The sequence below is a fragment of the Streptomyces sp. NBC_01381 genome (genome assembly GCF_026340305.1).
Classification (GTDB): Bacteria; Actinomycetota; Actinomycetes; order Streptomycetales; family Streptomycetaceae; genus Streptomyces.
The window spans coordinates 3,319,297-3,343,419 of the sequence record NZ_JAPEPI010000002.1 but is presented as its reverse complement, the minus strand read 5'-3'; the positions used below and the strand labels follow the sequence as shown (position 1 = coordinate 3,343,419).

The 24,123-nt window shown below is 69.9% G+C and carries 20 protein-coding genes and 6 pseudogenes; 9 read left to right on the top strand and 17 right to left on the bottom strand.

Translation table 11 applies throughout. From position 1 onward, the window contains the following. The first annotated feature begins 171 nt into the window (after positions 1–171). Complete coding sequence (locus OG453_RS36245; protein WP_266872784.1) at positions 172–1,047, top strand: glycoside hydrolase family 16 protein; 876 nt, start codon at positions 172–174, stop codon at positions 1,045–1,047. Positions 1,048–1,076: 29 nt separating this feature from the next. Here the strand turns inward: OG453_RS36245 and OG453_RS36240 are convergent, their stop codons facing one another. The 3 genes and pseudogenes from OG453_RS36240 to OG453_RS36230 all read right to left on the bottom strand — a co-directional run bounded on the left by OG453_RS36240 (position 1,077) and on the right by OG453_RS36230 (position 3,147). After that, on the bottom strand, positions 1,077–1,493 hold the full coding sequence (locus tag OG453_RS36240; protein WP_266873285.1) for a hypothetical protein: 417 nt from the start codon (positions 1,491–1,493) through the stop codon (positions 1,077–1,079). A 336-nt stretch (positions 1,494–1,829) separates the two neighbouring features. Next, positions 1,830–2,174 (bottom strand): annotated as a pseudogene (locus tag OG453_RS36235) (IS5/IS1182 family transposase); the annotation flags it as partial. Between the two features lie 49 nt (positions 2,175–2,223). After that, positions 2,224–3,147, bottom strand: a complete 924-nt coding sequence (locus OG453_RS36230; protein WP_266872783.1) for a LysR family transcriptional regulator — start codon at positions 3,145–3,147, stop codon at positions 2,224–2,226. Between the two features lie 71 nt (positions 3,148–3,218). Here OG453_RS36230 and dapA point away from each other — a divergent pair, with 71 nt between their 5' ends. The 3 genes and pseudogenes from dapA (at position 3,219) to OG453_RS36215 (ending at position 4,973) form a co-directional block, all read left to right on the top strand. Beyond that, a complete protein-coding gene (gene dapA / locus OG453_RS36225; RefSeq protein ID WP_266872782.1) occupies positions 3,219–4,145 on the top strand; it encodes a 4-hydroxy-tetrahydrodipicolinate synthase in 927 nt (308 codons plus the stop codon). Positions 4,146–4,220: 75 nt separating this feature from the next. After that, positions 4,221–4,454: pseudogene (locus tag OG453_RS36220) on the top strand (cupin domain-containing protein); the annotation flags it as partial. 141 nt (positions 4,455–4,595) lie between these two features. Beyond that, positions 4,596–4,973, top strand: a complete 378-nt coding sequence (locus tag OG453_RS36215; RefSeq protein WP_024757633.1) for a nuclear transport factor 2 family protein — start codon at positions 4,596–4,598, stop codon at positions 4,971–4,973. 153 nt (positions 4,974–5,126) lie between these two features. Here OG453_RS36215 and OG453_RS36210 read toward each other — a convergent pair. The 7 genes and pseudogenes from OG453_RS36210 to OG453_RS36180 form a co-directional block, all read right to left on the bottom strand. Further along, positions 5,127–6,073 (bottom strand): annotated as a pseudogene (locus tag OG453_RS36210) (helix-turn-helix domain-containing protein). A 72-nt stretch (positions 6,074–6,145) separates the two neighbouring features. Further along, positions 6,146–7,150 (bottom strand): urea transporter, encoded by a 1,005-nt coding sequence (locus OG453_RS36205; protein ID WP_266872781.1) that lies wholly within the window; start codon positions 7,148–7,150, stop codon positions 6,146–6,148. Beyond that, complete coding sequence (locus OG453_RS36200) at positions 7,147–7,728, bottom strand: hypothetical protein (RefSeq protein WP_266872780.1); 582 nt, start codon at positions 7,726–7,728, stop codon at positions 7,147–7,149. The genes OG453_RS36205 and OG453_RS36200 overlap by 4 nt, the downstream gene beginning before the upstream one ends. Continuing rightward, positions 7,725–10,187, bottom strand: a complete 2,463-nt coding sequence (locus tag OG453_RS36195; protein ID WP_266872779.1) for a hypothetical protein — start codon at positions 10,185–10,187, stop codon at positions 7,725–7,727. Before OG453_RS36195 ends, OG453_RS36200 begins: the two co-directional genes overlap by 4 nt. A gap of 572 nt (positions 10,188–10,759) precedes the next feature. Further along, positions 10,760–11,596 (bottom strand): annotated as a pseudogene (locus OG453_RS45235) (transposase family protein); the annotation flags it as partial. A gap of 51 nt (positions 11,597–11,647) precedes the next feature. After that, positions 11,648–11,971 (bottom strand): hypothetical protein, encoded by a 324-nt coding sequence (locus OG453_RS36185; protein WP_266872777.1) that lies wholly within the window; start codon positions 11,969–11,971, stop codon positions 11,648–11,650. A gap of 133 nt (positions 11,972–12,104) precedes the next feature. Next, entirely contained in the window at positions 12,105–12,398 is a 294-nt protein-coding gene (locus OG453_RS36180) for a DUF1330 domain-containing protein (RefSeq protein WP_266872776.1), read from the bottom strand. 422 nt (positions 12,399–12,820) lie between these two features. On the opposite strand from OG453_RS36180, the pseudogene OG453_RS36175 reads away from it, so the two are divergent. Next, a pseudogene (locus tag OG453_RS36175) lies at positions 12,821–13,207 on the top strand (DDE-type integrase/transposase/recombinase); the annotation flags it as partial. A 220-nt stretch (positions 13,208–13,427) separates the two neighbouring features. Here OG453_RS36175 and OG453_RS36170 read toward each other — a convergent pair. Then, a complete protein-coding gene (locus OG453_RS36170) occupies positions 13,428–15,320 on the bottom strand; it encodes a protein-arginine deiminase domain-containing protein (RefSeq protein ID WP_266873258.1) in 1,893 nt (630 codons plus the stop codon). Between the two features lie 297 nt (positions 15,321–15,617). On the opposite strand from OG453_RS36170, the gene OG453_RS36165 reads away from it, so the two are divergent. Then, positions 15,618–16,013, top strand: coding sequence for a hypothetical protein (locus tag OG453_RS36165; protein ID WP_266872775.1), 396 nt, complete (start codon positions 15,618–15,620; stop codon positions 16,011–16,013). A gap of 31 nt (positions 16,014–16,044) precedes the next feature. Here OG453_RS36165 and OG453_RS36160 read toward each other — a convergent pair. Both OG453_RS36160 and OG453_RS36155 read right to left on the bottom strand, forming a co-directional pair. Further along, a protein-coding gene (locus OG453_RS36160) for an IS5 family transposase (RefSeq protein WP_266872774.1) occupies positions 16,045–16,862 on the bottom strand; the annotation gives its coding sequence in 2 pieces (ribosomal slippage) (positions 16,045–16,520 and positions 16,520–16,862; 819 coding nt in all). A 19-nt stretch (positions 16,863–16,881) separates the two neighbouring features. Then, positions 16,882–17,043: a DUF6256 family protein gene (locus tag OG453_RS36155; protein ID WP_266872773.1), complete on the bottom strand. Its 162-nt coding sequence runs from the start codon at positions 17,041–17,043 to the stop codon at positions 16,882–16,884. A gap of 568 nt (positions 17,044–17,611) precedes the next feature. On the opposite strand from OG453_RS36155, the gene OG453_RS36150 reads away from it, so the two are divergent. The 3 genes from OG453_RS36150 (at position 17,612) to OG453_RS36140 (ending at position 20,166) form a co-directional block, all read left to right on the top strand. Continuing rightward, complete coding sequence (locus OG453_RS36150) at positions 17,612–18,013, top strand: hypothetical protein (protein WP_266872772.1); 402 nt, start codon at positions 17,612–17,614, stop codon at positions 18,011–18,013. A gap of 78 nt (positions 18,014–18,091) precedes the next feature. Then, positions 18,092–18,673, top strand: coding sequence for a carbonic anhydrase (locus tag OG453_RS36145; RefSeq protein ID WP_266872771.1), 582 nt, complete (start codon positions 18,092–18,094; stop codon positions 18,671–18,673). Positions 18,674–18,684: 11 nt separating this feature from the next. After that, entirely contained in the window at positions 18,685–20,166 is a 1,482-nt protein-coding gene (locus OG453_RS36140; protein ID WP_266872770.1) for a SulP family inorganic anion transporter, read from the top strand. 312 nt (positions 20,167–20,478) lie between these two features. Here OG453_RS36140 and OG453_RS36135 read toward each other — a convergent pair. From OG453_RS36135 to OG453_RS36120, 4 genes and pseudogenes are all read right to left on the bottom strand, one after another. Then, positions 20,479–20,724 (bottom strand): annotated as a pseudogene (locus OG453_RS36135) (carbonic anhydrase); the annotation flags it as partial. A gap of 482 nt (positions 20,725–21,206) precedes the next feature. Beyond that, positions 21,207–22,001, bottom strand: coding sequence for an SDR family NAD(P)-dependent oxidoreductase (locus OG453_RS36130; protein WP_266872769.1), 795 nt, complete (start codon positions 21,999–22,001; stop codon positions 21,207–21,209). A 61-nt stretch (positions 22,002–22,062) separates the two neighbouring features. Continuing rightward, positions 22,063–22,479, bottom strand: coding sequence for an SRPBCC family protein (locus tag OG453_RS36125; protein WP_266872768.1), 417 nt, complete (start codon positions 22,477–22,479; stop codon positions 22,063–22,065). 125 nt (positions 22,480–22,604) lie between these two features. Then, positions 22,605–24,116, bottom strand: coding sequence for an acyl-CoA synthetase (locus OG453_RS36120; RefSeq protein WP_266872767.1), 1,512 nt, complete (start codon positions 24,114–24,116; stop codon positions 22,605–22,607). Positions 24,117–24,123 lie beyond the last annotated feature (7 nt).

Below are 24,123 nucleotides of genomic sequence, written 5' to 3'. Positions count from 1 at the left end.
GCGCCTCGGAGGGTGCCTTAAATCAAGTACTGGACTAAGCGTCGGGGACGGATCGCTCGCTGCGTTCAGTTCTCGACGGTGGTTTGTCATGCGCATGCCCCGCGGGGCATGCGTGCTCCCCTCCTCTCCCCCCTCCCCCGCCCCCTCCCCTCCCCCACGCGAAGCGATGTGATGACAGTGCGCACCCCCACCCGCCGCCGCCGTACGGCGCTCGCGGCCGCCCTGGTCTGCGGCGCCGCCACCCTGACCGCACTCCCGGCCGGGGCATCGGCCGAACCCGCGCCCGCGGCCGCCTCGTTCACCGACGACTTCGACGGACCCGCCGGGTCGGCGGTCGACGGCGCCAAGTGGCAGATCGAGACCGGCGACAACGTCAACAACCACGAGCGGCAGTACTACACCTCCGGCAACAGCAACGCCGCCCTCGACGGCCAGGGCAACCTGGTCATCACCGCCCGCAAGGAGAACCCGGGCAACTACCAGTGCTGGTACGGAACTTGTGAGTACACCTCCGCCCGTCTCAACACCGCGGGCAAGTTCACGCAGACGTACGGCCATGTCGAGGCCCGCATGAAGGTGCCGCGCGGCCAGGGCATGTGGCCCGCGTTCTGGATGCTCGGCGCCGACATCGGCGACGTGGGCTGGCCCCAGAGCGGTGAGATCGACGTGATGGAGAACGTCGGCTTCGAACCGAGCACCGTGCACGGCACCCTGCACGGCCCCGGCTACTCCGGCTCCGGCGGCATCGGCGCGGGATACACGCTGCCCGGCGGCGAGGCGTTCGCGGACAAGTTCCACACCTTCGCCGTGGACTGGTCACCCAACAAGGTCACTTGGTCCGTGGACGGCAACATCTACCAGACCCGCACCCCGGCCGACCTGGGCGGCAAGCAGTGGGTGTTCGACAAGCCCTTCTTCCTGATCCTGAACCTCGCGGTCGGCGGCTACTGGCCCGGCGACCCGGACGGCAGCACCACCTTCCCGCAGCAGCTCGTCGTCGACTACGTCCACGTATCCACCAACGACGGTGCGGTGCCCGGGAGTTGACTGCCTCTCACATCCCGGGCGTCACCGCGTCACCGGGCGGCCGGTATGGCGGGGCGCCCCTTCTCGTACACGGTGAGTCCCTTGGACAGCCGCAGCGGGACGAGGACCAGCTCGACGATCAGCGCCTTCCACGCGTAGCAGACGTTGACCGCCTTGGTGGCGTAGACGCACGGGATGTTCAGCAGGACCCCCGCCACGGGCAGCCGCCGCCGGCGGGCCGCGTAGATCAGGGGTGGCGCGGTGAGCAGTACCTCGGCCGCCGCCCACCACCCGAAGGACTCGCTCAGCGACTGGCTCGTCGTGGCCGCGAGCAGGAACGGTGTGGCCCACCACAGGGGTGCCGTGACGATTTCGAGGAGGGCCAGCAGGATCCAGAGTGCGAGCATCGGTTTCGCGGTGAGCATCCGGCCCAGGTGCAGCCGCACGTTCTGACAGAAGCCCGCCATCCACCGCCACACCTGTTTGCGCAGATAGGTGAGCGTCTCGGGGTCGGCGGCCCAGGCGACCGCGTCGCTGACGTACAGGGGCGCCGGCCCGCGATCTGCTGGGACCAGGTGTAGTCCATGTCCTCGACGATGGTGCGTTCCGGAAAGCCGCCGAAGGCGAGCAGGTCCGCGCGGCGGAACACCGAGCAGCACCCGGAGCAGACCATGGGGCTGCCCGCGGCGTGCTGGATGGGCCGGTGCCAGTGGCGTCACCCAAACGTACTTCGCCATAGAGGCAGCGAGCAGCCCACTCGACCCACTGGCGCCAGATCGATCTCGACTGACTCCGCGAAGCAGGGGCTTGTGGCGGGGACGTCCCCGCCGACCCCGAATCGGCGGAACAGGCGCGGTCGACGGGCGAGGGACCGACGTGATCCCCCCTTTGAGGGCCCGGACGTGCGGCCCGTCCATGGAGCAGCCGTCCAGGTCCAGCAGGTCGGCGCGCCGAAGCTCGGCCGGCAGGGGCGGCGCGCAGGCGTGGCCAGGTGACCGGCCTCGGTTCAGTTCCCGCAGCCGACGCCAGGCCGTTACTCCGGAACAGCCCGCGGTCTCTGCGGGGACATCGCGCCACGCGACACCGGTCCGCAGCACGCACATGACGTCGGCGAGTGCCGCCCGGTCGGGAACACGCAGTCGACCGGGGGGGCAAGATCGCCGAGCACAGGACCCGCGACTCAAGGCACCGAAGCGATCAGCAAGGAGGGACGGCCCGTGGCGCCACCGCTGTTCGCGCCGCCGCCACGAATGCTGCGATCGCCGGGTGGGTGCCGCCGCCGGCGCGGAAGGCTACCTTCGAACGGCGAAAGAGGGGCAGCCGAGTCAGGACCAGGTTCTCGGGGGCGTGTGCGGTGGCCATCTCCGGTACGAATCCGACGCCTTGCCCGATGGCGGCAAGTGCCAAGACCGTACGGAAGTCGTTGACCTGATGGCGGATGCGCGGCTGGAATCCGGCCGCCTGACAGCCGCGTACGGCCATCGCGTGACCAGTCGTGCCGTCCCGGGCCGTGATCCACGGGGACATGGCCCACGGTCCGAGCAGCTCCGCCAGCGTCTCGCCGCGGGTGACGCGACCGGTAGCGGGAGCACCGCCGGTGGCCAGGTACATCGGCTCCTCCAACAGAGGTACCTGGTCGACCGTGGTGTCCGGTGAGGCGGGCACGAAGTCGTAGTCGTGGACGAGGGCCACATCGAGTTCGCCGGCCCGTAGGCCGTCGGAGACCCGCGCCGAGTCGATCTCCTGCACCATCGGTTCCAGCGCGGGATGCCGCTGGGCCAGTTCGGCCAGCGTGGCGGGCACGATCGCGGGGCCGCCAGAGGGAAACGTCCCGATCCGCAGCGGACCGCCGACGCCCTCGCGTGCACCAGCCAGCTCGGAGACCGCCAGTTCGAGGCGTTCGAGGACGGCATCGGCGTGGGTGACGAGGGTACGGCCCGCGGGGGTGAGCACCACCCGTCTGCCGCTTCGTTCCAGCAGGGATACGCCCGCCTCGCGCTCAAGCACGCTCAGTTGCTGGGAGACGGCCGAGGCGGTGAAGGTCAGCGCCTCGGCAACGGCCGCGATGGTGCCGCGTCGGTCCAGTTCGCGCAGCAGGTGGAGACGTCGAACATCGAGCATAAGATGAGCTTACGCATAAGCGAAGAAACATGAACTGGATCTACTGGGTTTGTGTCGGTCAGGCTGGGCGCATGAAGCCCAAAGCGAATCTCACCGACCTGTTTGTCCCCTTGGTGACTCCGTTCACCGACGACCTGCGCCTCGCCCCGGACGCGCTCGCCCGCCTCGCCGACGAGGCGCTGTCGGTCGGCGGCGCTCGCGGACTCGTCGCCCTGGGCACCACCGCGGAGGCGGCCACGCTGACCACCGAGGAGAAGCAGGCCGTAGTCCGTATCTGCTCGGCCGCCTGCCGGACACACGGAGCTCCGCTGATCGTCGGCGTCGGCACCAACGACACCGCCGCCGCCATCACGACACTGCAGGAGCTCGCTCAGAGCGGTGACGTCGCCGCGGCGCTGGTTCCCACACCGCCCTACACCCGACCCGGCGAGGCGGGAACGCTGGCGCACTTCACGGCACTCGCCGAACACGGGGGCCTGCCGCTGGTCGTCTACGACATCCCGTACCGCACCGGTCAGCCCCTCAGCATCAGCACGCTGAACGCGCTCAGGCACCTGCCGGAGGTCGTCGGGGTCAAGTACGCAACCGGTGCGATCGACGCAGCCGCGATGGAACTGCTCGGCTCGTCGACCCCGGGCTTCGCGGTGCTCGGCGGCGATGACGCCGTCATCTCGCCACTGCTCGCGGCGGGCGCCCGCGGCGGCATCCTGGCGTCGGCCAATGTCCGCACCGCTGACTACGCCGAGCTGATCTCGCTGTGGCGGAGCGACGCCACCGGACCGGCCCGCAGGCTGGGAGCCGAGCTGGCCCGGCTGTCCTCCGCGCTCTTCGCCGAGCCGAACCCGACCGTGATCAAGGGGGTGTTGCACGCCCAGGGCCGTATCCCCAGCCCGGCCGTCCGGCTGCCGCTGCTGGCCGCCTCCGCCGATTCGGTCCGGCGAGCGGCAGACCTGGCCACCGCCAGGACCCACCAAGCCCACCAAGAGACCGCGGCCTGACACGGGCCCGTGGTCCCCAGAGGAACCCGGTGGACTTCGATAGCCGATGGCGCCCGCCCGCACCCGTGCCACCAACTCACCGACGGTGTCGGCCTGGTCAGCACCCGCGACAGCGACGTGGTGCGGATCACCGCCAGTGAGACCGTCAAGTGCCCGGCCGACGAGGAGCACTGGCACGGCGCCACCGACACCCCACTCATGGCCCACATCGCCATGGTCGTCGGCAACGAAAGCGGTGACGGGACCACCTGGCTGGAGCCCGTCACCGACGAGCAGTTCACCGCGGCTCTGGACGCCACCGGCCGCTGACGGCCCGCGACGCTTGTGCCTGCCCTAGGGCCTGTCCGATGGGTCAGGCCCTAGGGGTGGTGTGACCGGGATGGTTCACCGTGGTCGGGAGACGGCTCACGGGACGAGCGCGGTCCGCGAGGCGACTGGTATTACTGGTGCATGCAGGAAGAGACCGCGCGATCCGCGATCGACACGTTCATCTCCGCGTTCAACGCCTCGGACGACAGCTATGTGACTGCGCTGCTCTCCCAGGCCCTCACCTCGGACGTGGTCTTCTGGGGACCGTTGGGCCGCAGTGAGGGGATCGAGGCGGTCGAGCGGTTCGTGCTGGACATCCGGCGCCACCCCGCGGGGACCGGCACGATGGTGCGCTGTTCGGCAGTGGACATGCCGGACGAGTGGGCCCGGTACCAGTGGGTCTTCACGACGCCGGATGGAGGCCCCCGCCTGGCGGGAACGGACGTCGTCCATCTGCGGCGGAGCCTCATCGACCAGGTCATCGTCTTCGCGGGGGAGATCGAGCCGTCCGCCTCCTGAGTCATTCTCCTCTCGCGCCGTCCTTCTCCTGAACCGGCCCCGTTCGGGGCTCCGGGTCTGCCCAGCAGAGAGCATCTTCACAACGCTTCGGTCGTCCGCGCTTGGCCACGAGCGGACCGATGATGCGCTGCGGCTGTGTCAGTTCGCGGTTGGTCAGGCTGCGGTGCTGAGGGGGCGTCCGCCCCAACGGATGCCCTTCTCGCTTCGGATGCGGGCGCGTTCCTTGCGTTCGGCGGCCAGGACGTCGCGGTGGCGGGCGTTGGCGTTGCGCCAGCGTAGATAGGCGTGCAGGGCTCGTGTCTGCACGGTGTGGTCGGGGTGGTTGGAGTTGGCGATGGTGAACTGCCTCAGCGGTATGAAGTGGGCCTCGATGGGGTTGGCCCAAGAGGCGTAGGTCGGGGTGAAGCACAGCTCGACCTTTGTGCTTTGTAGCCCAGCGGCGGATGTCGGTGCCTTTGTGGGCGGACAGGTTGTCCAGGATCACGTAGATGGGGGAGCCGTCGGGCCGGGCGGCGCGGATCACCGACCGAGTAGCAGCCGTGGAAGTACCGGACTCCATGGGTGCGGTGGTAGGTGGCCGACACTCGGTCGGAGTGTTTCCGTTCGGCTCAGCCCGAGCCTGCGGTGGGCCGGATCCCGAGTGGGCCGAACTCGTCGAACGCGAAGACCCGGTCGGGGAAACGGTCCAGGACGTGCTCGATCCGGTCCAGCTTCGCCTCGCGGTCGGGGTCGGTAAATTCCTTCCAGGTCTTGGTGCGCTGGAAGGTGACTCCGCGGCGGGCGAGCAGGCCGCGTAACGCCTCACGGCCGATACGGATCACTCGGCTGTGGACTGTGCGCAGGTAGGCGACGAGTTTGCGTAGCGACCAGCGAGTGAAAGGCTGGCCGAGCTTGGTGGGGCGGGTGGTGGCCGTCTGGACGACGAAGTCCTCGTCGTCATCGCTGAGCAGGCGGGGACGGCCTCTCGCCCACCGAGGGTCCAGGCAGGCCAGGCCGATCTCGTTGAACCGGTGGATCACATCACGCACGGTGTCCTCGTCGGCCGCCACCAGCTGGGCGATCACCGGCACCCGATTCCCGCCGGCCGCGGCCAGCAGCACGGCGGGAACGGCCTCGGGGCCCGGGCGTCGGTCACGCGGGTCCCTGACACCGGGCCCGGCGTCCGCGGCCGGTCACGCCGTGCGCCGGATTCGGGGGAAGGAGGTGGCCGCAGCGAGGAACAGCCAGGTGGTGATGATGAAGGGCCAGCTGAGGGTGCGTCCGCCGAACGGCGCGAAGTAGGCGTTCAGGGCGGCCGTCAGCACCGTGGCGACGGCCACGCCCACCAGGGTGTAGAGCGCGGTCGAGACCGTACCGGCCAGGAAGAGGGTGCCCAGGGCGATGGCCACGAGGACCGCGTTGTAGCCGTAGACGCCCGCGGCGACCGCACCCGGCGGGGCGCCCAGGCCCCAGGCCAGCAGCACCGCCAGGGCGCTGCCCACGACGGCGGCCAGCCCCGGGCGGATCCCGGCGACGAAGAGCCCCACCAGCATGATCGCGCCGACGTACCAGTGCGCCGAGAGGCCGACCTCGGCGATGTTGGCGAAGAACCCGTGCCACAGGTCGGTCCAGGTGTACCTGGTCCCGCCGGTGGCCCTGACGGGCACGAACGCGGGGCTGCCGCCGTGCCAGACCCGGGTGAAGGCAGGCGCCGCCGTCAGCAACGCCCCGCCGACGACGCAGAACGGCGCGGTCAGCGCCGGCAGCCGCCACGGCGCGAGCAGGGCGGTCAGCGCCGCGCAGATCAGTACGCAGACGACGGCGCCGACGACGGTCAGCAGGTACGTCGACAGGCGCGGGCCGAGGAAGACGAACAGGGCCAGGCCGGTCAGGCAGCCGCTGAAGCCTTCCAGCCCCAGGTCGATCCTGCCCCGGTCGACGCCCAACGCGTAGGCGGTCGCGGTGGAGACCACGGCCCCCAGCAGCCCGAAGACGCCCATCCGCCAACTGCCCACGAAGAACGCGAGCAGAAACACGCCCCCGGCCCATACGTTCGTCTGCAGGCCGAGTTGGCCGAAGCTGCGGACCAACTGCGCGGTGAGGCGGACGGGGCCGGGGAACGCGGTGGGCCGCGCGGTGTCGGCGGCGGCCGCCGCGGTCTCGGGGGCGGCCGACTGCCAGGTGTCGGGGGTGATCACGGTGCCTCCTGGGCGGTCCGGGTGGGCGGTTGCCGCACGTCGGGGGCGAGTTGCCACTGCCCGCCCTCCTCGCGAACGGCGAGAACGCGTCCACTCCCCAGGTGCCCTCCGCCCCCCGAGAACCAGCGGGCCTCGCTCGGGTCCCACCAACGGTTCCCGACCCGGAGCACCTCGTGGTGCACGACCGTCCGCCCGATCCACGCGTCGCTGGCCTGCACCTCGTTCCAGGTGGCCCGCCAGTGGGCGGGGGCATGCGGTGTGGTCAGTACGGCGGCGCGGCCGCGCGCGTGGGGGATGTCCTGCCGGGTGAGGAGCGCCGCCGCCACATCGGCGTGCACCCCGCAGTCGCCGACGAGTTCGTCGTGGTCGGCCAGGTCGCACCAGTGCGCGGGCCACTGCACGGGCCCCCAGGGCAGCAGCGCGGGGACGGCGGCGAGCGCGGTCCCCATGTCCCCGTAATGCGTGAGCTGGGCGAACACGCCGTGCCTGACCATCCGGCAGCACGCCTTCGCGTGGCTGGCCACCTGGGACAGACCGATCCGGTCGAACCGCTTCAACTCGGTGATCAGGCCGGTCATGGCTGCCCCAGTTCCCGCGGCGCGGTCCCGCGCCCGAAGTCGTAGGCCATCGAGGTGTCGTACGCACCGCACATGCCGAACGCGAGGTGGTCGCCGACCCGTACGTCGCTCAGGTCCAGCCGGATCGAGAGCACGTCGTGCTCCATGCAGGATCGGCCGAGAATCCGGCTCCGGCCGGGCCGCAGGGGTACCCAGCGGGAGCCGTCGAACCGGGCCACGGGGTGCGGATGGAACGGCGTCTCGGGCATGTCGCCTTCGGCCGCGTCGACGACGATGTCGTAGCCGCGGTGGGATTCCCGGCGCGCCAGGACCTGCGTCACGACAGCGGCGGACGGCTGGGTGACGAGCTTGCCCGGCTCCAGCACCAGCAGCGGATCCCCGTCGCGTGCCACGGCGGGGCCGTGGGCGAGCACGTACCCCAGCGAGGCGCGCAGGTACGGCAGGTCGTCGACATGCCATCCGCCGCCGATGTCCAGTACGGCGGGGGGCTGGCCCAGTTGCTCCGCCAGCGGATCGGCGGCGCTGAGCGCCGCCGCGCACTCGCGCTGCCAGCGCGGTGCGCCCAGGGCGCTCTGCGCGAAGTGGAAGTGCAGCCCCCACCGGGCCTTGAGCCGCTCGGCGAGAGCGCCGAGCAACGGAAGCGTCTTCGCCATGGCCTCGCGCTCGTGCAATGGGATGCCGAAGCGGCTGACCAGCCCGGCGGGCGCGACGCGGACCCCGACGACAGCGGCTTCCAGTTGGAAGCCGCTGTCCAGCAGGGCGTGGAGCGCGCGCAGTTCCGCCACGGAGTCGGCGAAGAAGGCGAAGCAGCGTACCCGGTCGGTGGCGGGCCACCACTTCCCGGGCCCGTTGAGGATCGCCCGTTCGGCCGCCATGCCGAGACGGTCGGCCGCGTCGAGTTCCGCAAGGCTGATCGCCTCGGCGGCCATGCCGAGCCGTGCGGCCTCACGCAGCACAGCGGGCTCGGGGCAGGTCTTCACGCTGTGCGCGAGCAGTACCCGGCCGAGCCCCTCGACCTCCCGCCGCAGCGCCCGGACCTGCTCGGTGAAGAGCGGAAGGAGGAGGTGTCTGCTCGGAGTGGCCGCGCTCCCGGGAGGATCGAGCAGTTCCTCGAAGCCACTGGTGTGTGCGGCCGATCCGTCCGTGTGCACGGCTGTTTCCGCGAGGAGTACGGCTGCTTCGCCCGCGAGTGCGGCGGAGGCCGGGTGGCTCCCGATCGGCTCCTCGCTCCCCTCGGCGTCCTCGGGCGGGAGCAGGCGCCGTTGGCCCAGCGACGGCATCCCCGAATGCCGCTTGTCGCCCGCACGGGAGGCGCCCCCCACGACCCAGGCGATGGGGGTGATGCCCAGCGCCGGGTGCACCGGGATCTCCTCCACCACGCGGGTGAACCCCGGCGTGAGGCGCCTGCCGGGGTCGGCGACCCGTCCCGCGACCAGGGCGGCGGGCAAGTTGGCGCCGCACACCGAGGCGCCGTGGATCCAGGCGGGCAGCCGCGGGTTGATCTCCATGAGCGTGAGTTCGCCGTTCCAGCCGCGGATGAGTTCCAGCTCACCGCCGCCGGTCCACAGGGCGTCGGCGACCAGGTCCGCCAGACGCTCGTGCAGCGTCCCGTCCAACTCGGCGACCTCACCGGCCCAGGTCTTGCCCTCGGTCGTGACCATCGCCTTCGTGATGAAGACCGCGTCAAGGAGTCGGCCGTCCAGAGCACAAAACACGATGCTGCACTCCTGGCCGGCTACGTGCGCCTCCAGATGCCAGCCACCGCCCCACGTCCGCTGGACGACATCCCCTCGGGCCAGCGCGGCCCGGGCGGTGAAGGCCCGGTACGCGTCGTAGTGCTGGCCCTTCACCCACACCCCGTCCGGGGACCGGCGGATGAACTGGTCGATGGCCTGCCAGCTGGTGTCGGTCTGGTACGCCGCGGAGCGCAGGCCGAGCCGTTCGGCCGCTTCGACGGGAGGCTTGCCCACCAACCGCAGGGCGGTCTTCGAGGGCCCCAGGATCCGGTCGTGGGCAGCGAGCTCCGTCGCGAGCAGCCGGACCTCCAGATCCAGACAGGGGATCAGGACCGCGTCATCGGGCTCCAGCAGGCGGCCCATCTGCTCGACCCAGGTGGCCAGATGCGCCCGCTTCCACGAGGGGAGGCAGACCAGGTCGTCGAGGAGCTCCGAGTGCAGCCCGGAGCTCTCCGCCGAATAGTCCAGGCCGACGATCCGCAGATCGGGCCAGGCGAGACGCAACGAGCGGGCCACGCTCAACCCCGGCGACGGGTTCGGGCCACTGTGCATCCCGCTGACGAAGACCGTGCCGACCGCCGTCGCGCGACCGGGATCGGGCCCAGGGCCGTAGGGGCGCACCGCGTCCTCCGAGCACGCGGCGATCCCCTTCGACGCCTCAGGTCTGGTGACATCCCGGCTCGCGCCCACTGGCTCGCGTCCGGTGCGTGCTTGAAGCCCCATGCCGACATCATCAGCAGCGCTCTGTCCGCGCGCACCCGGTGACATCCGGCAGGGTGAGGCGCCGCGCCCGCCCACCGATGCGCGGGCGGTCGCGGTCAGTGAGGCTCTGGTGGGTGGTGCGGCCGTGGCCGGAGCCGACAGGAGATTGGTGCGACCACGTGACGCACCGTGCGGCAGCTGGATCTGCTCCCGGATCGGTGCTCCACCCCGACGTACGGCGGACGGTCCTCAACTTCCCATACACCATGCGGGACCGGCAGCCCGCGACCTCCGCGTGGGCGTCGCACCTCTCTGAGTGACACGACCGATCGCCAGCGGTACGTCAAAAGCACCCCTTTCCGGGACTCGCAGGCCCCCCGACCAGCCCCGGGTTGTGTGACCTGGGGCATGGCCGCGGCTTTGGACGCTCGTCGCGGACGCACACTGACCGGCAGCGCTGAAAGTGAAGCGGCCACCGACGCACTGAGCACGGTGCGTCGTGAAGACTGCACGTCAGTCGGCCTGGTGTGCGTAGGGCGTCGGGAGGCTCGGGCAGGTCCGGGGCAGTAGTCCACCGACAAGATCATCCGCCAGCGAGCGACTGCTCGGTTCGTGAGCACCAGCAGGGCCCGCACCAGCGCGGTCGCCCACCTCGGATTCGTGCGGACCTTGGTGAGGACGCGCCAGTTCTTGAGATGGGCGAAGCCGTGCTCGACCGGGGCCCGCACCGCGGCCAGTGCCTTGTTGGACAGCTTCTGACCACGGGTCAGGGGCCGGTTCCGGGCCGCCTTGTAGCCGGTGATCACCGCCGGGTCGGCGTCCGGAGCGCCGTCGTCGAGGCCGACGAACCCCAGGTCAGCGATGGCGCCGAGCCCGGCGGCCCGCAGTTTGGTGGTGAGCTTGTCGTGGCGGCAGGCGGTGATCTCGGATGTGCGTCCGGGCCGCACCGCGGAGATCCACACCAGTCGGCCGCGGTCGTCGGTGAGCGCGATCACGAGCAGGCCATGGCATTTGTGCTTACCCGAATAGTTGCCGCGGTTGTCTGCCCCGGTGCGACGACGGGTGCGTATGAGGGAGCCGTCCAGCAGGACCACGCCGCCGCCCTTCCGGGCGATCTTCTTCAGGTCCCGGTCCAGGCGCGGGGCGCGGGCGGCCAGCAGACCGACGACCTCCCGCGCCCACCGGCTCAGGGTGGTGCGGTGCACCCCGTTCCCGCCGGCCAGGTCGCCGGGCCGCTGGTCACAGCGCAGCACCGCCAGCACGATGGCGGCGATCTTCCCGGCGGGCAGGGCCCGCCACCGGGAGCCGATCTTCTTCAGGTGGCCGCGTATCAGGCCGGCGAGGTAGTTCAGGGTGGTGCTCGACAGCGGCAGGCGGGCGGTGCAGACAAGGCCGTCAGGGCCCTCGACGAGACCTTTGTTTTTCTTCACACCAAACTCAACTGCCGCCGAGGGCCCGCCAGTTACGGCCCACCCGCGCGGTCACGGACGTGCGGTGAACCGCCCGTCGGGCCGTTTGTGCAGCCAGCCGCGGTCGGCGAGCTTGGTCATCTTCGCCCGCAGCGGCTCCAGCTTGCCGCGCACCGAGGCGTCCAGGCCCAGCCGCTCGCCGACCGCCCTGACCTGCACCGGGCCGTCGGCCTCCCGCACGATCGCCAGGATCTTGCGGTAGTCGCCGGGCAGCGCGCCCTCGTCGGCCGCGTCGCTGCGGTGCGGGATGAGCAGGACTGCCCGCCCGGCCACCTGCGCCACTACCGGAGCAACAGCCTCGGCGTCGGCCTGGGCCTGCCCGGCCAGACGGTTCAACACCCGCTCCGCGATCGCCAGTTCGTCCCGCTCGGCCTGGACTTCCTGAAGCTGCTGTCCTTTGACAGCGAAGATAGTCGGGCACAGGATGCTGACCTGCGGCGACTAAGTTGGGTGTCCGACTGGACCTCGGTCAGTCGATGCCTTCGACGATGCGGAAGTCGCGCTCGACGCCGTCGGAGAGGGCGACCAGCGCCTCCTGGTAGGCCGCACTCTCGTGCGCCGCGACGGCCTGCTCAAAGCTGTCGAACTCGACCAGGACGGTGCGCTCGGCGATTCCGGCGTCATGCGCCACGACCCGACCGCCACGGACGAGGGTCCGACCGCCCCCGGCCTGGACGGCCGGAGCGGCCAGCTTGTTGTAGGCAGCCAGCTTCTCAGGGTCTGAAATGGTGCGGTAGACGCTGACCCAGTAGCCCTTGGGCATGGAACCTCCAGTGTTGGATGAGTGCATCTGACTTACGGGTTGGTCTCGGACGAGCGTCGGCGGGCGAGAGCGAGGCTTGTCAGCGTCGTGATCGCCATGGCGCCGATGCCGACCAGCGCCGCGGTGGTGCAGGCGTTGTCGTCGGGGAAGAGGCGGCCGGGGCCGGTGCCCGTGGCGAGTATCAGGCCGCCGATGGCGCTGCCCAGGGAGTACCCGACGCTGCGGACGGCGCCCCCATCCGTGCATGGCGCCGGCCATCGGGAGGTTTTTGGCGAACATCCGGAACAGTCCGATCGGCGGCACGTCCCCGGGCAATGCGCGCGAGCAGCGCGCCGGCCTGGTCGGCGTACGGCGGTTCCAGCAGGGTTATTCGCGACATCGGCGCTCCCGTTGAGTTTGTTTCGAAATTCGAAACGCGCATGGATCGCCGGGACACGGCTGCGGCCAGGCGTTTCTTCCGTAAGCTCCTCAAGGCGACCGAGACGGTGCCGCGGGTGATCGTCACGGAGAAGCTCCGCTGCTACGGCGCCGCCCGCCGCACCATCATGCCCTCCGTCGAGCACCGGCAGTCCAGGTACTTGAACAACCGGTGCGAGAACAGCCACCAGCCAACAAGGCAGCGCGAACGCGCCATGCGGAAGTTCACCTCGACCGGGCATGCACAGAGATTCCTGTCCGCGTTCTCCGGCATCTCACCCCACTTCCGGCCCCGCCGCCACCTGCTCACCGCCCACGAATACCGCACCGACATGCACCACCGCTTCACTGTCTGGAAGCAGGCCACCAGCCGCGTCCCGGCGACCGCCTGACAGCGGCACCACAGGCCCGGCAACACCCCAGCACACCTCAACTACCCGCTCACCCCCACAAGTTGACAGTGCCCTGTGGATCGCGAGGAGGTGGCCCGGCCGTTTTCTCGGCCGTCGGCAGATTCGCCCAGGGCAGAGCGGCTGCGGCACGGGAGAGCCCGGCGAGGAAGCGGAACGGGACCGGCGCCCGTGGTGGCGCGCCGGTCCCGCGTGGACGGCCCTACGCCTTGGGCCACCACGGCGCGGTGGCGTCGCGCAGTGTGTTGGTGCCGCAGTGCACCTCGCCCATGCCGAGGTGGTACGTGTACCAGTCGTCGATGTAGGTCGTCTTGAAGCCTGCCTTGTCATACACCGAGGTCACGGCATCGGTGAAGATGTCGCGGCCGCCGATGACCGGGCCCCACTGCTGGGGCGCCAGGTAGCGCGTCGGGCTGAGCAGGACGCCGTTGACGGCGCCCGGTACATACGCGCTGTGCGTCCGGGTGGGAGCCTGGCGGGCGCGGTCGCCGCCGCGGTCCTTCTGGTCGTCGGCGCCGCGCAGCTGGTTGAACTTCTGCAGCCGGTCGGGGCCCATGCGGCGCAGCTTGCGGCTGTCGCTGAGGGCGCTGCTCTCGTCCCCGTCGCGCGTGAACAGGCCGGGCACCTTGACGATCTCGTCGTCGGTGATGCCGGTCTCGCGCTTGAGGATGGCGAGGTTCGCCTTGATGCGCTCGGCCGCCAGCCTGTTGTCGGCGTGGAACTTCGACGAGGCGAGGACCTTGTCGATGGTCTCCTTGGGCGCCGGGACATCGGGGGAACGCGGCACGGAGAACATCTTCTTGGCGCCGTGACCGTCCCGCTTGGCCTTGGCGAGGAGCTCCACGCCCATGGCCGGGTCGGCGACGCCGATGCGCCAGCCGCGCGGGGTGTCGGCGGGCAGGAACTGGATGAACTCGTCCACGTGCCCGACCGAGAGCCAAGACGTGTCGAGCAGCAGCGGCGCCTGCACGCCCTGCGAGGACAGGAACGTACGCATCGCCTTGGCGGGCTTGGAGCCGGAGTCGGCCCGGTAGCCCTGGATGATGCGTCCGGCGGGGTAGCTCTTGCCGTTCAGGGTGTACGGCGGAATGGTCTCCAGGTTGCCCATGGAGTTGAGCGTCCACTCCTCGCTGTCGCGCACCCCGTTGACCTGCACGACGCCGACGTCCGGTCCGCGCAGCTTCTCGAACAGCTCACGTCCGGCGTCCCGGTCCGGCTGCGCGGAGCGGATGAGGACGCGCATGGTGTGCTGCTTGCCGCCCGGGCCCGGCACGCTCGCGTAGGCCGGTTCGACGAAGTCCTGCGCCCAGGGGTCGGCGTACTTGGTGAACTTGGTCATGGGCTTGCTGATCCCAGCGTCCTTCACCTTCTTGGCGAGGTCCTTGACGAACCGCTGCTGGGCGCGGCTGTACTCGCCCTGGCCCTGCACCTCGGTGACGAGGACTTCCTCGGTGCGCTGCAGGTGGTGGTGAGTGAGGACGGGGGCGGTGCGCAGCACGACGTCGTCGGAGCGGGACGTGCCGCCGTGAGTGACCGTGAACCGGACCTTCACGTCGCCGTTCCACTTCGCCGCCTCGCGCACGACGTCGGTCGCCTCGATGCCCAGCTCGACGCCGGAGCGCAGCTCCTTGGTGGTCAGCTTGTCGGTGGGCCGCAGCAGGGACCAGCGGCCGTCGCGGTTGATGAAGAGGCGGGACTTCTTGGCGCCGGTGCCGACCGTCTTGACGGTGCCATGGCTACCCGCCGGGGTCTTGGGCAGCGGAACGGTCTTCAGGCGGGCCAGGTCGGCAGCGTCGCGCGCGCCGTTGACCTTGGTGTCGGAGCCGTCGTTGCAGCGGGCCAGCTTGGCGTCCGAGAGCGGCCTGCCCTGCGCGTCCTTGACCGGGCAGCGCTTGGCGTCGTCGTCGACGTTCGGCAGCACGGTCGCGCCGCGGCGCTGGGTCCAGGTGTTCTCACCGGCCGTGTCGGTGGCGCCCTCGACGTCGACGGATCCGTCCCGGTTCACGTCCGCGCGCAGGTCGGGTGTCCGGGGCGTGGCCGAGGTGCCGGTCTCGGCGACGGCGGTGGCGCCCGTGGCCGCGAGGACCCCGGCCATGCCGGTCGCCAGGGCTATGTTTCTCCATCTGTTCGTACGCACAGTTCCCCTCTTCGTTCCCGGCCCTCTGTGGTCAGGTGGCGAGGGCCGTTGCAGAGGAAGAGGCCCACGGGGGCCGGGAGGTTGACGCGGCCGGGCGGAAAGAAGGGGAAAGAAACGGAAGCCACGCGCGGGCTCGTTGAACAACGGTGGCCAGCGGTGGGCGACAAGTAACAGAATTCGCCGGAATGCTTCTCCTGGTTCACGCGGGGCTGGTGGGCTGACCGCGCTCAACTCACCGATCAACAGGAGGCGTGCGTGAATCTCGTCGTCAACGGCGACGCGGAGAGCGGGTCCGGCGGCACCGCCGACCCCGTCGCGACGGTCCGCGGCTGGAAGGTCGCCCAGGGAGCCCCCGCGCTCATCGCCTACAGTCTCGGCGGCGGCTACCCGACCGCGTCGGACCCCGGCCCCGCCCGCCGCGGCAGCCGTTTCTTCTCGGGCGGCAACAGCCCGCGCACCGTGCTGGTGCAGGACATCGACCTGCCGAGGAGCGGCCCGACCGGGCGCCGAGCCGTCGACGCGGGCAAGGTGCGGTACACCCTGGCGGCTGGCTCGGGGGGTTTGCCGGGCAGGAGGACGGCGCGTGTCTCTCCGTGGAGTTCCGCGACGCCAAGGGCACCCCGGTCGCCCTCAGCGTGCTCGGTCCCGTGAGCGTTTCCGACCGTGAGAGCAAGACGATGTCCTATGTGGTGAGGCGGACGAGTCGCTTGTAGCAGCACAGGGCGGCTGCGAGACCGAGAAGGGCCAGGTAGTTGCGGGGATGGCGTTCGTAGCGAGGGCTCAGGCGTCGGTAGCCGGATAGCCAGGACATCGTCCGCTCGATGACCCAGCGGCGTCGCCCTAATCGTTCGCTGGATTCGATGCCCTTGCGGGCGATGCGCACTACGATCCGCTTCCATCGGAGCCACCTGCGCAGGTCGGCCCGGTCGTATGCTTTGTCGGCGTGTAGGCGCTGAGGCTTGAAGTACCGTCCGCGGCGGGGGTCGTGTCTCGTTTGGTGACCCTCGATCATGGCCTTCAGCCCTTCGCTGTCGTGGGTGTTGGCGGCTGAGATGCCGACGAGGAGGGGCAGTCCGTTCGCGTCCGACAGGATGTGCATCTTGGAACCCGGCTTGCCCCGGTCCACGGGGCTCGGGCCTGTGTGTTCGCCCCCTTTTCCGCCCGGACGTGGGCGGTGTCGAGCACTACGCGGGTGACGTCGACGAGGCCGGCGTCGTCGAGGCGGTGCAGCACGGCTTCGTGCAGGCGGCCCCAGACACCGGCTCTCGACCAGATCAGGAACCGGCGATGGGCGGTCGACTTGGATATGCCGAAGCAGAGCGGCAGTTGGCGCCAGGCGCAGCCGCTGACCAGGACGTAGATGATGGCCGCGAACAGCGTCTCATCAGGCATATCCGGTGTCCCGCCACCCTGCGGTCGCACTCTCGACGGCGGGAGCAACGGCTTGGCGATCTCCCACAGCCCGTCCGGAACAATCCAACTCCACGTCCCCTGGCCCATGGTGAGGTCCTACTCCGCCTCACCACATAGGACATCGTCTTAGTGCCGGCGCGATGCGTTGCGCACGCCTCCAGCGTCGGATCGGGCGGCGGCGCATGACGAGCAGGCCGAGGCCGAGATAGCCCATGACCAGCAGATAGCCGGCCACCGTGAGCGTGATGCTGAGGGACACGGGCAGCATGGCCGACTCCTGGTGGTGACCGCTCTCAGGAGGAGTCCCGGAGGAGGAAGTGCCAGCCGCGCACGAAGGTGTGCCAGCCGAACCACAACCACAGGGCGAACCGAACAGGGCCCAACGGCCCACGGGATAGCGCATGACGGCCCTGGTCGCGTCACTGAGCGTGGGAAAGCCGTCGTGGGGCCGCAGCAGGCCAATGCCCTCCCAGGCGAAGTTGGCGCCGAAAAAGCACGACCCAGACGAGGTAGCAGATCACTGGATGCTCTGCCACTGCCTCTCCCACGCCCCTGCCGCGGCTCCACAGGAAGAGCATCTGGGCAGGCTCCCGGCTCACGGCGCCGACCCGGGACACCCTGCGGCTTGTTGACCTGGTGACCCGGCCGCCGACCGACGAACTTCAGTACATCGAGGGCCCGTTCTCGCCCCCGATGACACGCCTTCAGGCTCTCTTCAGGTTCGAAACCTTAAGTTAACTCTGCAAAGGATTTTGCAGGGTTATTGTGTTTCTTGGTGGATCATTGACCAAGTGTTGGCATGTTCTAGAGTCCGCGAACTACCTGGAGGGAGGCTCATGTTCCGAGGTACGACGGCCCGGACCGTGATGTCGATCATCGCCGCCGTCCTGCTCGGCCTTCAGATTTTCGCGCACACCGCATCCTTCGCATCCGCGCACACAACCCGTCACGCCGTGGCCAAGGGCCAGCCCGAAATCAAGCCCTCCGGGAAGGCGCTGCGCGACGAGATCGCCACCTGCCGGGACGCAAGCCAGCACGGGTATCCGACCGGTCCCCTGGGCACCCGCGACCGGCACCGCACTGCCGCCGACTGCGCACCCGAGGCACCCGACCGTCCACACCTGAGGCAGGGGGCCTCGAAGGCGGACGAGCCGGGCACACCCCGTACCGCGCACCACCGCACGTCGAGATCCTCGACGACCCACGCCCCGGCGGCACTTCAGATATTCCGCTGCTGAGCGGCAGAGCAGCCCCCCACACACCTGTCCCGTAAGTCCGACGCGCCCCCACGGCGCGCCAGGAGGAGTCACCACATCATGCAACCCCTCATCGACAGCGCCCGCATGTTCGGACAGCGCCCTGAGGAGCTCGCCAACCTCGCCAAAGGCCAGTCGCCCGAGGTCCTGTTCATCACCTGCGCCGACTCCCGGGTCATCCCGGCCCTGATCACCGGCGCCCGCCCCGGCGAGCTCTTCGAGCTGCGCACCGCGGGCAACATCGTCCCCCCGTACACCTCGGAGCACCCCACCAGCGAGGCGGCCACCATCGAGTACGCCGTGGAGGTTCTCGGCGTCAAAGACATCGTGGTCTGCGGCCACTCGCACTGCGGCGCCGTGGGCGCCGTGGTGCGCGGCGACGACCTGAACGCCGTCCCCGCCGTGCGTGACTGGCTCGCGCACGCCGCCGACGAGCGCAAGTGCTCCGACCCCGCCGACCCCACGGTCGCCGAGGCCGTGCAGAACCACGTCCTGACGCAGCTGCTGCGGCTGCGCTCCTACCCCTGCATCGACAAGCGCCTGCAAGCGGACCAACTCCGGCTGCACGGCTGGTACTACGAGGTGCACACCGGGGCCGTGCGCGAATACCGCACGGCGACTGACACGTTCGAGGCGCTGTGAGGGGGCTGACTGTGCTGTCGAAGTTTCCTTACCTCAGGCAGGACTTTGCCGCTTCCATCGTTGTCTTCCTGGTCGCCGTGCCGCTGTGCGTCGGCGTGGCGGTCGCCTCCGGCGTCCCCGCAGAGCTGGGCCTGATCACCGGCATCGTCGGCGGCCTGGTCACCGGCTTTCTGCCCGGCAGCAGCCTGCAGGTGTCCGGCCCGGCCGCGGGCCTGACCGTGCTGGTCTTCGAGGCGGTCAGCGAGTTCGGAGTGGCCGCGCTCGGCGTGATCGTGCTGATCGCCGGCCTGCTTCAACTCGCCATGGGCTTCTTCGGGATCGGCCGCTGGTTCAGGGCGATATCCGTCGCCGTCGTCGAAGGCATGCTCTGCGGCATCGGCCTGGTGATCATCGCCGGCCAGATCTACGCGGCGGCAGGTCTGAAGGCCCCGGAGACCGGCATCGGCAAGATCGTCGGCCTGCCCGGGGCGTTCACCGACGCGCTCGGCAGCACCGAGGCCCTGACCTCCCTCGCGATCGGCGCGGGCACCGTCGCCGTCATCGTGCTGTGGAAGAAGCTGCCGAAGAAGGTGCAGGCCGTACCCGGCGCCCTCGCGGCGGTAATGCTGGCCACTCTCGCCTCGCTCGCCTTCAGCCTGCCGGTCGCCACCGTCGAGGTGGAGGGTCTGCTCGGCGTCATCCAGCCGCCCGGCGCCGACGCCTTCGGTGAGCTCGCCAGCCCGGCCATCTGGGGCACGATCATCGCGTTCGCGCTGATCGCCTCGGCCGAGTCGCTGTTCAGCGCGGCGGCGGTGGACCGGCTGCACGACGGTCCGCGTACTCAGTACGACAAGGAGATGATCGCCCAGGGTGCGGGCAACACGGTGTGCGGTCTGCTCGGCGCACTGCCGATGACCGCGGTGATCGTGCGCAGCTCCGCCAACGTCAACGCGGGCGGGAAGACGAAGGCGTCACGGGTGCTGCACGGCGTGTGGATCCTGCTGTTCGCCGCCGCGCTGCCCTCCGCGCTGGCGCTGATCCCGCTGCCCGCGCTCGCCGGCATCCTCGTGCACGCGGGCTGGAAGTTGATCCCGTTCCGCCAGATCGCGGCGCTGTGGCGGGGTCACAAGGGTGAGGCGCTGATCCTCGTGGTCACGGCCGTGTCGATCGTCGCGGTGAACATGTTCGAGGGGGTGCTCATCGGTCTGGCCCTGGCGGTGATCAAGACCGCCTGGGAGGCATCGCAGCTGAAGACGGAGGTCATAGACAAGGGCGCCGGGCCGATCCAGGTGTACCTGTCGGGCAACGCGACGTTCCTGCGGCTGCCGAAGATACTCGACAGCTTGGAGGCCCTTCCGCAGGACCGGCCGATCGAGGTGGACCTGTCCGGGCTGTACCACCTCGACCACGCCTGCCACACGGCCCTGGAGAACTGGGCGGACCGGCACAGCGCGCCCGACACCGACCCGGTGAAGGTCACGAACGCGGAACCGGTGAATGCCACGGAGCCGTAAGGATCTCGTCGTACGGATCTGTCGCGCGGCCGGAGACTCGCCCCCGAGCCTCCGGCCGCGCGGCTCGTCGCACCAACACGAATCACCAGTGGCCGGACACCGGCGCATCGAGCACAGTGTTTGGACCATCGGTGCATTCTGATGCAGTGACGCTGTGTGCGAGCGACCGACCCGACTGTGTGCACCCAGCACGCCAGCGACAGCGTTGAGGTCCTGCCGACCCACTACGCCAGGTGGCTGGGCAACAGCCCACCAAGATCCAGGGCATTGAACAACTCCTGCGCGCCCACGACCAGCCGCCCGATGGGCAGTTCAGGCTGCCGGGCCGTGGGCGGCTGCTTCTGTCAGCGGGCCGCGGGTGGTGACGAGTTGGACGCTGCCGTCGGCCAGCCGGTAGGACAGGCCCACTACGGCCGTCTGACCCGCGGTGACCTGGTCGGCAAGGACACGGGAGCGGTCCAGCAGGAGATCGACGGTGTGCCGTATGTGCTCGGCGATGATGTCGTCTTCCCGGGTGAGCCCGGCGGCACGGGCGGCCAGGGCGCTCGGCGTGACGCGCCCTGCCGCCGACGCGATGTTCATCGTGCACCGTCACGCAGTCCACAACGACGTTGTCGCGCTCAGGGCGCCCGCCGAACGGGTGACTCCACCCGGCCTGCCCCGACCGGCGCCGCCACCGGCTGTGGTCAGGATCCGTCCGGCAGGTCGGGCGCCACGCGCGCAGGCGCCCTGCGCTCATCGCGCCCGTACGCCTCAAGACGGGGACCGGGGCCGGTGATGCCCACGATCGTGGAGGAATGGGTCAAGAAGGATGAGCCCTCTGCCTGATCGGCGACTCCGGCACCGGCAAGTCCCACCTGCTGATCGCTGGGACGGAAGCCGTGAACGGCAGTCCCCCGTGCATCCGCTTTCCCCCGTCCTCTCCGGTCCTGCCTTCTCCTGTCCTGCCTTTTCCTGTCCTTCCGTTGACGATCACGCTAGACCAAACGGCGCAGAACATCCGGAACGGGAAATTCCTGTGGATAACTCGGAGGTCGCGGCTACGGAACGATGGAGTCGACGTAACCCCCGTCGACCCGCAGCGCACCGCCCGTCGTCGCCGAGGCGAGCGGCGAACTGAGGTAGACGACCATGTGGGCGATCTCCTCCGGCTCGATGAGCCGCTGGATCAGCGACTGCGGGCGGTGCTTGACCATGAACTCCCGCTGCGCCTCGTCCCAGGGCAGGGCGGGGTCGACCAGCTCGTACACGAAGTCCTCCACGCCGCCGGTGTGCGTGGGGCCCGCGATCACGGAGTTGACGGTCACGCCCGAACCGGCGGCCTCCTTCGCGAAGCCTCGGGAGACGGCCAGGAGCGCGGTCTTCGACGTGCCGTAGTGGATCATCTCGGCGGGCGTGACGAGCGCCGAGTCGCTGGCGATGTTCTGGATCCGCCCCCAGGAGCGGTCTTTCATGCCCGGCAGGTAGTGGCGGATCATCCGGACCGCGGTCAGCACATTCACCTCGAAGTAGCGGCGCCATTCGTCGTCGCTGATGTCGAGGGCCGGTGCGGCGCCGAAGACGCCGAGGTTGTTGATGAGGATGTCCGCCTGGGGCACGGCGTCGAAGACCTGACGGGCGCCTTCGTCGGTGGAGATGTCGCCGGGGGCCCAGAGGAATGCGGCTCCGCCGTGCTCGTCCTTCAGACGCTCCACGGCCTTGTCGACGGATGCCGCGGACCGCCCGTTCACCGCGACCCGCGCGCCCGCCCGGGCCAGGCCGGTCGCGATGGCCGCCCCGATTCCCTGGGTGGAGCCGGTGACGAGGGCGGTCTTGCCGGAGAGATCGACGAGCATGCTGCGTACCTCCTGCTGGGGTCTGACGGATGGCCCCCGGGTCCCGGGATCAGTAGATCACTCAGGCTGCGAGGCTCTGCTTCAGCGCCGCGAGCCCGTCGCTGAAGATGCCGTGGAACAGCGCGACGACCTCGTCGTCGCCGGCACCCACCGGTGTGAAGACGCCGGACCACTCCACACGGGAGGCGTCCTGGCCGGGCATCTCGTGCACCTTGAGGGTCGCCACATAGTCCGCGGCGGGGAAGGGGGCCTTGAGGATGGAGTAGCTGTACGTGCGCGCCTCTTCGTCGAAGGTCAGCAGCCGTTCGACGATGACGTCGCCGCCCTCGCTCGTGAGGGTGCGTACGCGGCCGCCCTCGCTGGACTCGCTGGAAGGGATGAAGGGCAGCCAGTCGGGCAGCGCGTCGAAGCCGCCGATGAGCTGCCAGACGCGGTCGGCCGGTGCGGGGATCTCGATCGATGCGATGGTGGAAGCCACGGGATTCTCCTTGATGGGTACGGGGATGGGTACGGGCGTGCGCGACTTGATGGGTACGGATGTGCGCGACATCATGAACCCGCACGATGCCGAGACGGTCGATCTCCAGCCGCTTCCGCGAGCCGTCAGTCCCAATACGCCTTCCGCAGCCGCGACTTGGCCAGTTTCCCGGCGGGCGTCCTGGGCAGCGAGTCGGCGAAGTCCACGGAGCGGGGCGCCTTGTAGTGGGCGATGCGCTCCCGCACGAACTCGATCAGCTCACGCTCAAGGTCCGGCCCCGGAGCCGCCCCGTCGGCCGGCTGCACCACCGCCTTGACCGCCTCGCCCATCTCCGCGTCCGGCACCCCGATCACCGCGACGTCCGCGACCGCCGGATGCAGCACGAGGCAGTCCTCGGCCTCCTGCGGATAGACGTTCACACCCCCGGAGATGATCATGAACGCCCTGCGGTCCGTGAGGAAGAGATAGCCGTCGTCGTCGACGTGCCCGATGTCCCCCGTGGTGGTCCAGTTGAGGTGCACCGGGTGCTGAGCCTCGCGGGTCCTGCCCTCGTCGTTGTGGTAGCGGAAGGGCAGGTCGTCGCGCTCGAAGTAGACGATCCCGGTCTCGCCGACCGGCAGTTGCACTCCCGCGTCGTCGCAGATCCGCAGCCCGCCGAGGAAGCCGTCCCGGCCCACCGAGCCGGGCTTGCGCAGCCACTCCTCGGGCGAGATGAACGTGATGCCGTTGCCCTCTGTCGAGGAGTAGTACTCGTACAGGACCGGCCCCCACCACTCCAGCATCCGCCGCTTGACCTCGACGGGGCAGGGCGCGGCCGCGTGGATGGCGGTCTTCATCGACGACAGGTCGTAGCGCTCGCGCACCGGCGCGGGCAGCTTCAGCATCCTTACGAACATCGTTGGCACCCACTGGCTGTGCGTGACCCGGTGCCGCTGCACGGCCACGAGGGCGCCCTCCGCGTCGAAGGCGTCCATCAGGACGACCGTGCCGCCGAGCGCGGTGACGACCCCGCAGAACCGCAGCGGCGCCGCGTGGTAGATCGGTGCGGGGCTGAGATAGACGGTGTCCTCGCCGAAGCCGTACATCGCCTGGAAGATGAGCGTGTACGTACTGGGCTCCTCGCGCACATCGCCCTCGGGCAGCGCGGGTTTGATGCCCTTGGGGCGCCCGGTGGTGCCGGAGGAGTAGAGCATGTCGGTGCCGCGCGGCTGGTGCGCGGGCGGCTCGGCGGACGCGGCCTCCAGGGCCTTCTCGTACGTTCCGTCGTCGAGGCCGAGCACGATCGGCGGGCCGCCCGCCAACTCCAGGACGGTCGCGCCGAGTTCGGCGAGCGAGCCGGAGACGATCAGTGCCTTCGCCCCGCAGTCCCGGACGATATAGGCGGCCTCGTCGGCCGTGAGGTGGTGATTGACGGCGGTGAGATAGAGGCCCGAGCGCAGGGCGGCCCAGTAGACCTCCAGGGCGCGCGGGTCGTTGTCGCACAGCAGGGCGAAGTGGTCGCCCCGACGCAAGCCTGCGGCCCGCAGATGATCCGCGAGCCGCAGGGAGCGTTCTTCGAGTTGTCCGTAGCTGAGGGTCCGTGTGCCATCGGCGGTGACGACGGCCGGCCTGGCAGGGTCGTACGCTCCCGGATACATGCCGCGA

What these genes read in the sequence shown, in the direction of transcription:
- OG453_RS36245 (WP_266872784.1), top strand. Translation starts at nt 172, where the DNA reads ATGACAGTGCGCACCCCCACCCGCCGCCGCCGTACGGCGCTCGCGGCC.
- OG453_RS36230 (WP_266872783.1), bottom strand. Translation starts at nt 3,147, where the DNA reads ATGCTCGATGTTCGACGTCTCCACCTGCTGCGCGAACTGGACCGACGC.
- OG453_RS36195 (WP_266872779.1), bottom strand. Translation starts at nt 10,187, where the DNA reads ATGGGGCTTCAAGCACGCACCGGACGCGAGCCAGTGGGCGCGAGCCGG.
- OG453_RS36130 (WP_266872769.1), bottom strand. Translation starts at nt 22,001, where the DNA reads ATGCTCGTCGATCTCTCCGGCAAGACCGCCCTCGTCACCGGCTCCACC.
- OG453_RS36215 (WP_024757633.1), top strand. Translation starts at nt 4,596, where the DNA reads ATGCAGGAAGAGACCGCGCGATCCGCGATCGACACGTTCATCTCCGCG.
- OG453_RS36150 (WP_266872772.1), top strand. Translation starts at nt 17,612, where the DNA reads ATGTTCCGAGGTACGACGGCCCGGACCGTGATGTCGATCATCGCCGCC.
- OG453_RS36240 (WP_266873285.1), bottom strand. Translation starts at nt 1,493, where the DNA reads ATGGCGGGCTTCTGTCAGAACGTGCGGCTGCACCTGGGCCGGATGCTC.
- OG453_RS36170 (WP_266873258.1), bottom strand. Translation starts at nt 15,320, where the DNA reads ATGGCCGGGGTCCTCGCGGCCACGGGCGCCACCGCCGTCGCCGAGACC.
- OG453_RS36180 (WP_266872776.1), bottom strand. Translation starts at nt 12,398, where the DNA reads ATGCCCAAGGGCTACTGGGTCAGCGTCTACCGCACCATTTCAGACCCT.
- OG453_RS36145 (WP_266872771.1), top strand. Translation starts at nt 18,092, where the DNA reads ATGCAACCCCTCATCGACAGCGCCCGCATGTTCGGACAGCGCCCTGAG.
- dapA (WP_266872782.1), top strand. Translation starts at nt 3,219, where the DNA reads ATGAAGCCCAAAGCGAATCTCACCGACCTGTTTGTCCCCTTGGTGACT.
- OG453_RS36120 (WP_266872767.1), bottom strand. Translation starts at nt 24,116, where the DNA reads ATGTATCCGGGAGCGTACGACCCTGCCAGGCCGGCCGTCGTCACCGCC.
- OG453_RS36155 (WP_266872773.1), bottom strand. Translation starts at nt 17,043, where the DNA reads ATGCTGCCCGTGTCCCTCAGCATCACGCTCACGGTGGCCGGCTATCTG.
- OG453_RS36200 (WP_266872780.1), bottom strand. Translation starts at nt 7,728, where the DNA reads ATGACCGGCCTGATCACCGAGTTGAAGCGGTTCGACCGGATCGGTCTG.